The 9,003-nt window shown below is 44.1% G+C and carries 6 protein-coding genes; 1 reads left to right on the forward strand and 5 read right to left on the reverse strand.

From position 1 onward, the window contains the following. Window positions 1-124 precede the first annotated feature (124 nt). The 5 genes from QZ135_RS23600 to QZ135_RS23620 are packed head-to-tail and all read right to left on the reverse strand — an operon-like array spanning window position 125 to window position 7,594. Entirely contained in the window at window positions 125-1,177 is a 1,053-nt protein-coding gene (locus QZ135_RS23600; RefSeq protein ID WP_294615390.1) for a hypothetical protein, read from the reverse strand. Further along, window positions 1,177-3,099: a hypothetical protein gene (locus QZ135_RS23605; RefSeq protein WP_294615392.1), complete on the reverse strand. Its 1,923-nt coding sequence runs from the start codon at window positions 3,097-3,099 to the stop codon at window positions 1,177-1,179. The genes QZ135_RS23600 and QZ135_RS23605 overlap by 1 nt, the downstream gene beginning before the upstream one ends. Beyond that, window positions 3,096-4,742 (reverse strand): ATP-binding protein, encoded by a 1,647-nt coding sequence (locus tag QZ135_RS23610; protein WP_294615394.1) that lies wholly within the window; start codon window positions 4,740-4,742, stop codon window positions 3,096-3,098. Before QZ135_RS23610 ends, QZ135_RS23605 begins: the two co-directional genes overlap by 4 nt. Before the next feature lie 3 nt (window positions 4,743-4,745). Beyond that, window positions 4,746-6,416 (reverse strand): ATP-binding protein, encoded by a 1,671-nt coding sequence (locus QZ135_RS23615; protein ID WP_294615396.1) that lies wholly within the window; start codon window positions 6,414-6,416, stop codon window positions 4,746-4,748. A gap of 5 nt (window positions 6,417-6,421) precedes the next feature. Next, a complete protein-coding gene (locus QZ135_RS23620; protein ID WP_294615398.1) occupies window positions 6,422-7,594 on the reverse strand; it encodes a hypothetical protein in 1,173 nt (390 codons plus the stop codon). 810 nt (window positions 7,595-8,404) lie between these two features. Between QZ135_RS23620 and QZ135_RS23625 the strand changes: the two genes are divergently transcribed. Beyond that, on the forward strand, window positions 8,405-8,887 hold the full coding sequence (locus QZ135_RS23625) for a DNA-binding protein (RefSeq protein ID WP_294615400.1): 483 nt from the start codon (window positions 8,405-8,407) through the stop codon (window positions 8,885-8,887). The last annotated feature ends 116 nt before the right edge of the window (window positions 8,888-9,003 follow it).

Here is a 9,003-nt window from a genome sequence, read left to right on the forward strand (position 1 = left end):
AGTTCAGATGAGAAAGTGACAAAAAGAGTTTGTCCGACGTGTCCGATTAGAAAGGCAGACTTTGTCCGACGTGTCCGAAAGATTGTCCGTAAAAGCCAATGATTTGCTACAAGAATGAACCCATTTATCCAGCATTTCTTTCCCGTTCAATGCCTTGTTTCAAATCCATCAAATTTACGAATAAGCCCTTATAGGCTATGGCATGAACTCGTTCCATCTTGGCTTGGTCTAAAGAAAGATGCTTGCGCTTGGCCCACATCTCGCGGAGCGAAATTATCTCTCCAGCCTTTCCATACTTCCAAAGGCTTTTTTCGCTTGATATAGCTTTTGAGAGACGACGCTTGTATTTTTCCCACTCCTCGGACGAAGAACAAGAGGAAAAAATGAGTGGGAACCAGCTTGTCATTTGTTCAATAAAAGCGGTGACGGTAAATTTACTTTTGGCAACACGTACTTCTTCTATCGCTTTTACAATGTAATACCATTCGCCCATCACACCGGGATTAATCCGCATCTCCTGTGGTGCACCATAGAGCATGGCGGCATCCCCCATGTCAATTGCGGCAGCAATAACACGGCGCAAGTCCATAAGTCGCTGATTGGTATCAAACAGACAGGTACTGAATATCACGTTGCGCAAAAGCTCTTCTTCCGCCTCTTCCGATTTAGAAGTACTCCCGTTCGAAGCTGATTCTCCAAAGTGTATCTCTCCACCATCGTTATAGAAGAAATTAACCACACTTCCCTGTGCCCGTTTTTCGTTTTCAAGAACTTGTGCAAGAAGCGTGTCAATAGTGCGAGTGAGGCAATACCATGCAAAAAACGTATTAAGCTCGATTCGATTTATTTTTCCCTCATAAAGAACATTCAGCTTCCGCACGAATTTTTCAGAGTCGAAATTTAGCCCGTTTTCATCAAAACTTTTGCTCCAGACGATGTAGAACTCCTGCCTCTTGAATTCCTCCGCTATCCTACTCCGCTTCTCACGAAGCACCCGCTTCAGTTCTTCTGCATCGCCGGGCGATACCTTGAGCCTCATCTCCTGCCAAAAAGCAGAAAGCATCTTTTTCCAAGCATCACTTGCAAGATAACACGCTTCTTCCCTATCGAAAAAAAACGCTGAATCGTCTCCCAGAATTATGGGCAAACTTGCATGTTCTTCTATTACTACCGTCATTACTTTCGTTTTTGCAATTCGTCAAATTCTTGTTTCTTCTTATAAAGTTCCGACTTTGGGTCAGCAACATCCGCCCGATAATTTTTATAATATTGCAATATCCGGCGAAGCTTCTCGTTATCGGTCAGCTCCTCTATATGGCTGAAGTCATTTTTATAGATAATGGGCATCAATTCTTTCCGCTCACATGTTGTGAGTGTTTTCATCGCCTTGCGCCACTCTTCGGTGTAACCCAAATGCTCAAAAAATAAACGGAATAAAATGAATGTCTCGGGCATGATGAGTAATTCCATAAATTCCTTCTCGTCACGACCAAAAGCCTTCTCAAAGAACTTTTTCCCACGTCCTATCTTACCTTTCGTTGCATTCAAGATGGCTTGCACCGCCCGGATATACTTACGGTTCCAATGTTCGCCTATGAAATCGCGGTCGTGACTATTCTCTCCCTTAATGGGGTGATACTTCATGGGAAATGAATAAATCCCCACCTCCAGCGTGTCACACAAATCCACGTTAATACGCATACGGTGATATAAATCGGTGGGCTTGTCCTTGAAGTTATAAAGCAAATAGTTAGAGAAATCCTTTATGCCATGATCTACGCTCATCATGAGGGCACGGGTATAAGCCGCCTCCGTCTTCATATCGTCGAAAGCGATACGAAGCGGACGTACAGGTATTTGCGAAAGCAAGGTCACACGCTCCTCATTGAAGAGGCGGGCATCCACGCCCTGATTGAAATCTACATAGCGCAATCGCCCCTTGCTATGGCCCTGAGCATTCTTCTTATCAAAGTAAGGAGCAAAATCCTTGTAGGTAGCAATCAATGTCTCACGGGTACAAGTCTCGCGCAGAAGCAGACCGGCATCATGACGCATACCAAAAATCAAAGTCCGTTCTTCTTCATTCAACCCCTTAAATTCATTTATTTCCTGAAGCAGCCTATGGCACTTACGAATATAGGCACGATTATTCAAGCCAAGGCGCAGATTGCGTATGGCAATGTCATACTGATTGGGTTCTACGTACTTTGCCCCCGGTGTGAATCCGCATCGGCGGATGTCGGCCACGATATCAAGCAATCTACTGGAAGCCAGCACATTGTTATCCATCAACAAGAGGTTCTGTTGTGCACCATAGAGGCGACGCGTGCGCTCAATGCGCTCGTAGAGAGGAATATATTCCTGATAGTGCGGCTCCAACGTCCACACGGCGCAAAAGGAGCAACGGCGGATACATCCGCGAGTAGCATAACTATAATATGCTCCACTATCCGGATAAACATAATCTATCTCATCCAGGATGGAATAGTCCAACGGCAATTCGTCAATAACATACGGATTGTCCGGGTCAATGTCTTTGTAAGGGGTATGTAGTGTCCCCTCGTGAGGCTTGATACCTGTGGCTTTTTCTATTTCTCCGGGTTGGATAGTGGCTAACACTCCCCCTACCATCAGGCGCCCCGGATCTTTCACCATAGTTTTGGCAAACTCGATGGTCTCAATAGTAATTTTCCAGTAGAAGGTGAACAGGGTAGTCACCGCCACAAAATCCCAACGTGGATGGCGCTTGTATTCTCCGCTATGATAAAACTTCTTGTAGTATTCTATCCACGGACCGATAAGGGAGGCATAAAGCTTCGAATCCTCCACGCCTATAAGAGCAAGGTCAGTTTTCCTACGATAGCGGATATAAGTAGCTATATATGAGAAACGAAGCTTCCAATTAATGGAACTGTCCACACCTGTAAGTTTATCTACACATTCGTCCGTTATCTGGTTGACCACAAATTCGGTGAGATCGCCTTTGTAAAACACCACATCGTCACCACACAAACGAAAGTAGGTGGCCATTTTCATCAGTCCTATCGGAGGGAACTTATTCTTGTAGTTCGGTTCTAAAAGCAGTACTCTCCGGTTCATTTAGTCAGTTCTTTTTCAATCAAAAGGATTACTCCTTCACGCATATCTTCATTGGCAATGGCATGGTAAATGGCGTGGTACACCGAATTGATGATATTTTTCTCTTTCTCATCAAACCTACGATATATCTCCCCATCCGTGCGAAAACGGGGCTTCAATGAAGCGTCACCCTCCACCGGGTTAGGTATCGTTTCTTTCACTTTGCCAACTTGCACGGCAGGAGTGGGATTGTAGGCTCCGGCAGGTGCAGTATAACGATTCGGAGCAGGCAATTCACCCGAAGCGCCCGGTGCAGATGTTGGCGCGGGAGCAAACATAAAGCCGAGCGGCGAACCGCTTTCATTCACTTTCTGCTTTTTCCTCTCCAATTCTTTCTCTGCTTTTTCACGACTTTTTTGATATTCTTCAAATTTCTTCCGGTTTGCCTCCTCTTCCGCCTCACAAGTGACTCCCCCTCTTTTTTTCTTTTCCACTAACTCCTTCTGTCCCTTGTCGGCTTTTTCTATCTCTTTCAGTGCACTCCTTATTTTCGACGCATCATTACATAGCTCCTTCAACACCTGAAAATTCTCTCTGACAAGGCTTTCAAAGGCACTCCGATCTTCACTCTCACGCAGGTAGTCGCGGCGCGCGTCGGGCACCAGCTGGGGCGTTTCTACATGAAGTTCCCCATAAAAGTATTGTGCAAACCGCTTGTCACCCTCCGTCACGAAAAAGTTTCGGCAGGTGCGTTCATCACCCACCTGGATGTTCTTTTGCCTAAGACGAATTCCGTAGGGGATATTGTGTTCCTGTATCTGCCCGCGTATTTCAGATATGGAGTACCAGCCCCAATAAAGCAGATTACCTTCTTCATCTTTAGAATCAAACATTTGTATGTCTTTGATATAGTAATCACCGCTTTTCTTATCTTTAATGATTGGGGTATAGGCCTTATAGATCTGTTCCTCACCATCTTTATCGCCTAAGTAAAGGTTGTACACATCGAGTGCGATACCATTTTGGGCAACATAGCTTTTTATTTTTGCCGCAAAACGATTGAAAGCCGTGGAGTAATCAACGGGAGCTACCATCGAGAGATAATCTCTAATGTCCTCTATATCGAGTAAACGGTCATCGCTCACCCGTTCCATCGTCACCTTGAAGTAATGTTTCTGCTCTTCTTCGGGCAATTCCTCAAAACGGGCACATTCGTCTATCACAGACCCGGCCTCACGGTCGTCAGTCTCATTGTCAAGAATGCGATTCATCTTTTCCGCATCCCATTGCATCACGGTCTTCACTTTCTCACCCTTGGCAGAAGTCTCAAAAGTAAGCACGGAGCAATACCCCAAACCACCCAATCGGCCAATGCCACGGAAGCCCTTTTGATAACCGCGTCGTTTTTGCGAGGCAGCCACATCGAGAAGCAATTCCCGGTCATTGCGGCTCACGCCCGTAGCCGTGTCTTCTATCTCAATCTTGCGTTCTTCGCGAAAGATACGTACGTGTATTTCGTAATAATTATTTTCTTCAAGATGTTGCCTACGGGCCAAGTCTATTTGGTCGGCAGCATTTTGTATATACTCTCTATAAATGCACCGACTATCTTCGTACATGCTTCGAGTAAGCGATTCTATTACATTTTTACCTATTTTTGCCATGGGTTATTCGTAATATTTATAAATGGGTAATGGAAAATTAATGTGTAACATAGAGCGAAACACAGGGTTCTGAAGGATGTATTCACCCTGTTTCATGCGAGTAAGCATCGTTTTGTACACGCTCGGCACGAAACGGAAATCCTCACGTGTTATCTCAATGGCATTGGTGCGGCCAAAAGCCTGTGTGGCACAATTGCCTTTCACACGACGGTGTATGTCACTCACAAACTGTTCTGCACCAAAAAGTACGATTCCAAGCGACCGTCCGCGCTCGGTGATATCAAGCAACTGGTGCAAAATGGGCGATGACTTGGGTACATCCACAGAAGCGTACTTGTTCAGCTCATCAATAAAAATGACGATACGATCAGGTATCTCCTCGTCAGAACGTTGCGAAGCTCCCAATTTCAGATTGTAAACAGCACGCATCACATCTCCAAACACAAAGCCTTGCGATTCTTCATCCAACTTTGCCACATCTATCACCATTACATCATTTTTACCGATTTCGGCTATCTCGTCACGAAGACGAACCCCTGTGCCAAGCTGATTGGTAAACATTTGCTGACACTTCTGATAGCTTTTGTTAAATAAGCGATAGAACTTACGCCAACTCATCACTGAAATTTCTTTGCCGGAAGATTTCGCTTTGTCGGTCTGCGTTTGGTTATAAAGTGCATTCTTAAAATCCTCCCATGTATCAACACCCCTGAACTCACCCCCATTTGAAATAATGAAATTAAGTATACTCTCTATCGTTTCATTAGGATCGTCCACATTAGCGAAAAGCAAATCCAGACACTCTTTATCTTCATCCGTCTCAAAAAGATACTTATATTGAAAAGCCGTCTTAGCCTTTATGCGTTCCTTGATTATGCTCTCTTTCTCGTAAGTATAAGAAGTACAGTCCTTGCAAAAAGGATAAAAATATTTCACTTGTTTGAAAGGTTGCATTTCCATACCCAACAAGTCATACACGGGTTTTATCTTTTCCAATTCGTCCTTCCGCGTGTTCTTCTGATCTATCTTCAACAAATCGGTTCCTTTAACGTTCATCATGATAAAAGCTACCGACTCCTTTCGGTTCTTCATCGCATAGTCTTGTATAGACTTCATCAAAAACATGGCATACGACGTTTTGGAAGCCAATCCCGAAATACCGGAAATATTGAGATGCGCCCCCTCAGGCCCTATCAAGAAATGAGAATTAAAAAACACAGGCAATGTCTTACGGTTTTCACCATCATACATCTCAATATAACCAGCCGGCAGGGGATGCTTTACATCCTTTAGACCAAGGGCTTCCATTATTTCATCCTCACTGGCAAGAAAAACTTTACGCCCTTCTTGAACAGGTATATAGATACCACGGTCGTTGCCCACCACTTTACATTTCACGTAGTTCATACCTATACGTTCCGTATAGGAACGGGCATCCACATCACCGAAATCGCTGGAAATGAATCCGGCCAACGCACTGGGCGAATCGGTCATGTGTGAAATTTCTTCTACCACACCGAATGTTTTCGAATCTCTCCCCTCCGAGTCTTTGATATGCTCTACCACCACAACATCGAAAGGTCTCAATTTAAAGTCCTTGCGTGTCCAAAATGTAAAATCTTCAATGGTTGAAGGTTGTTTTTCAGTAGCTATAACTCTTCCTATTGTTTCCATACTAATCAGAACAGATTAATGAATTGAATGTCGCTTCTAAAACGGCTTTTACAATAACTCTCTGTCATATAGACAGGATATAGATGATTGGCCCAGCGGGCATCGTTACCATAGCAAACAGGGTTTCGTTCATTGATGATATTAGCCGTAATTATATCAATTTCGTCAGTGGACAAACCGTGGTCATTCTCGTATCCGGTCATCAACATTTTTTCTATTTTCAGTATACCCGAGTAGGGCGTCACCGTATGGTGAACATCGCGAATGCGTACATACCAAATGGCGAAATTCATACCTCCCCATTCAGGTCCCGGATTCCAAAGGAAAGCCGGTGTACGATGGTAAAGCGGCAAGTTGGCTATCGCACCGGCACTACTTTGTCCCCGATTATCTTTCATCAAGTTGGGATTGAACTTCTTGGATACTCCCACCACATGACGATAATTATTACGGATGCGATTCAGTTCTTTGTAATCGCCTGTTTTCATAGGCTTATACTGGATAGAGCCATCCTTTATCAGATAACTCTCATGCGTCAGCAAGTGCCTACTCATCATACGCGCTACAATACGCTTCTCGCAATCCACCATTTCGTCTTGTATGCGTGCCACACCTTTGTTTTCAAGCGTTTCGCGTCCATCGCATTTGGTCAGGTAATAAAGCACTTTGCCTATCTGTGTACCCGACTTCTGCAACAGGGGCAAGCCGTTAAGTTTATTTCGAAGATTTCCAAAGAATGAGGCATTGTCCTCGCCGGCCCCATTAGCAGTAATAGGCAGGCACACCACCGAATAGTTTTCTTCATCTACATGGGCAAAAGAGTGAAACGTATAGTCATCATTCATGTTGCGCGCGCAACATGCCACGGATATCTGTCCGCTCACAATGGGAAAAACTTTCTTATCATATTGTATGTCATCCACTTTATACACACGACGCGAACCGTCCAAGAAGTATTTAAAAAGTGCAGGGCCTTTGCTACATTCTTCTGCAAGATTATTCATATCACGTGTTTTAGGATTATGCTTGTCTTCTGCATATTCTTTCATATTTATATAATTCTCCTCCCCCGGCTCATATTCAATGTTAGGGTCGGCTGTGTTGTCGTAACAATACTTGAAAGATGCAAAACATTTGCCCTGAGTCTCCCGAGCTATATAATAAAGAATTTTGTCCATTGTTTCATTTTATATTTTTCAAATTCATTTTAGTTTTTCTTTCCTCTCAATCCCCGTTGAAAATAATAAAGCCCACTTCCCTTTTAGGTAAGAGTGGACTCATCGGAAAAGAAAAACGATAAGAACTTTGTGCAAAGGTAAGAACTTTATTGCAAAAAAGGGAACACTCGGACGTAAATATTTTGAGATTCCGACAATTATAGTATGAACAAGAGAAAAGCAAACTTGTTTCGAACCCACGCATCTGTACTACCCGATTGTGTGACAATCGTGACAATCGTGACAAATGACAATTAGTGCGCCCCCCTGAAGCTTATAGTTATATTATATATAAATATATAATATAAAGACTGAAAAGGGTTCTCTTTCCTATTTGTCATCTGTCACGATTGTCACGTAACGGGGATGAAAAAAGAAGTGATAGAGTGGTAAGGTGATAAGGTGGTAAAATAACGGTTAAAGTATGCTTTCCTATCTGCAAAACTATTTTTTCTGCCTCGTGGAAGATAGTTATTCGTTTTTTTGCAGAAAGGAGCAAATGATAAACGATACTATCTTAATTCTCCTCCTCCTGGGAGGAGGGGAATTGAGATAGTCCGTTTGATTCATAACCGCTCAAAAGAGGACAACCTCATTAACAGATTTTCACGTCTTAGCCCACCCACGTTTTTGGCAAACAGGGGCAGGCGGCGTATCTTTGCATTGTTCTTCGGAAACGACAATGACATCTTCTGAAAACAACAACGTTCTTAAAAAAACGATAAAAAGAAAGAAACTTATTTTATCCTAATTTTTAAACACTAAAAAAACATGGCAACAACTATCGGAACTTTAAAGTATCGCCTCGCTCAGGTGAAGAACCCGCAGAAGCCCTCCGAGGCACAAAAGTGGTACGCACGCGCCGTACAGGACCGTACGGTGGCATTCGAAGACTTCGTCACCCACATGGCCGAGCACAACTCGCCCTACTCGCGAGGCGTCATCCACGGCGTACTCATCGACATGCTCGCCTGCCTGCAGGAATTGGTGCTGGACGGAAAGTCGGTACGCCTGGGCGAACTGGGTCTGTTCTCCCTGGGCATTTCGGGACGGGGCACGGAGAAACGCGAGGACTGGAACACCGCACTCGTGGACAGCGTTCACCTGAATGTACGCAATACCAAAACGTGGAGCAATCAGGAATTGCGCAAGAAGTGCCGCCTATCGGAACTGGCAGGATACGAGGCTACTAAATCGGGCGGAGGAAGCTCAAGCGGCGGAGATGACGGCATAGAAGAAAATCCTTTGGGATAAAAACTGTGCAGAAAGGAATCAGTTACGAGCTACGGGCTACAAGCTACAAGTAGCTGCGCTATATTCCGAAAGGCACTTGTAGCTTGTAGCCCGTAGCTCGTAACTAATTCAAATCC

Origin of the sequence: uncultured Bacteroides sp., assembly GCF_905207245.1 — a bacterium.
GTDB lineage: Bacteria > Bacteroidota > Bacteroidia > Bacteroidales > Bacteroidaceae > Bacteroides.

What these genes read in the sequence shown, in the direction of transcription:
- QZ135_RS23600 (WP_294615390.1), bottom strand. Translation starts at nt 1,177, where the DNA reads ATGACGGTAGTAATAGAAGAACATGCAAGTTTGCCCATAATTCTGGGA.
- QZ135_RS23605 (WP_294615392.1), bottom strand. Translation starts at nt 3,099, where the DNA reads ATGAACCGGAGAGTACTGCTTTTAGAACCGAACTACAAGAATAAGTTC.
- QZ135_RS23610 (WP_294615394.1), bottom strand. Translation starts at nt 4,742, where the DNA reads ATGGCAAAAATAGGTAAAAATGTAATAGAATCGCTTACTCGAAGCATG.
- QZ135_RS23615 (WP_294615396.1), bottom strand. Translation starts at nt 6,416, where the DNA reads ATGGAAACAATAGGAAGAGTTATAGCTACTGAAAAACAACCTTCAACC.
- QZ135_RS23620 (WP_294615398.1), bottom strand. Translation starts at nt 7,594, where the DNA reads ATGGACAAAATTCTTTATTATATAGCTCGGGAGACTCAGGGCAAATGT.
- QZ135_RS23625 (WP_294615400.1), top strand. Translation starts at nt 8,405, where the DNA reads ATGGCAACAACTATCGGAACTTTAAAGTATCGCCTCGCTCAGGTGAAG.